The organism is Mycobacterium sp. DHQP2018-32-09 (assembly GCF_058148405.1).
This window is the reverse complement of the sequence record NZ_JBYVYK010000117.1, coordinates 1-819: the sequence shown is the minus strand read 5'-3', so window position 1 is coordinate 819 and position 819 is coordinate 1. Positions and strand designations below refer to the sequence as shown.

General features: G+C 77.0%; 1 protein-coding gene. It reads right to left on the bottom strand.

Features of this window, described 5'->3' with window-relative positions; all coding sequences use genetic code 11:
- Nucleotides 1–88: 88 nt before the first annotated feature.
- The coding region (locus AC30CM_RS26935) for a ubiquitin family protein (protein ID WP_490119966.1) at nt 89–819 on the bottom strand (731 nt) is incomplete at its 5' end.

The following is an 819-nucleotide window of genomic DNA, read 5'->3' as shown; positions in this document are numbered from 1 at the left end:
TCGACAGCCGCCGGGGCCACCGCCGCGGCCAACGGGAAGGGGGTCAGCCCGCACAGCACGGCCAGCGGTAGCGCGGCCAACCGGGCCGTCACGCGACGTGCCATCCGCGGGCGGCGGCGTAGGCGCCACCGAGCCAGCACGCCACCGGCAACACCGCGCCGACGACGGCCCATTCGGCCACGTCGAGGACGCGGCCCACGGTGACGCCCGCGGTCACTTTCCCCGCGCGGCCGCACGCGCCGAGCGTGCCGAGTGCGAACAGGGCGCACGCCCACGGGCCCGCGACGGGAACGAGTCGCGCGAGCACGACGACGAGCGCTGCCGCACAGCAGATTCCGGCGGCCAGGAGCGAGACCCGGCGCGTGGCGTCGGCGTACGCGCGGCTCCGCAGCAGCGTCGCGGCGGCGAGCACGGCGCAGAACACGGTGCCCGGCAGCGGGTTCGCCGCGGTTGTCGCGACCACGCCCGCCCCGACGGCGACGCCCGCCGCGGCGGCGGTCACCAGGGCGTCCAGATGCGCGTGACCGACCTCGACACCACGGGCGGAGGACGCGATCGCGGCGATCCTGGGCGCGACGGTGAGCAGAGCCACCGCCGTCGTCGCCAGGACCGCGCCGACGGTGTGCGGCGGCAGCTGCCACGCCACGGCCGGACCGGTGGCCACGGCCACTATCATCGAGAACGAGGCAGTGGCAACGAGGTTGAAGACGACGGCCGCGGTGGCGGCGACGGCTGCCGCGAGGAACGCGTTGCCCGCGCCGGGTCCGCCGGGCACGCACAGGAAGCCGACGGCCGCGCCGGAACCCACCGCGGCCAGGC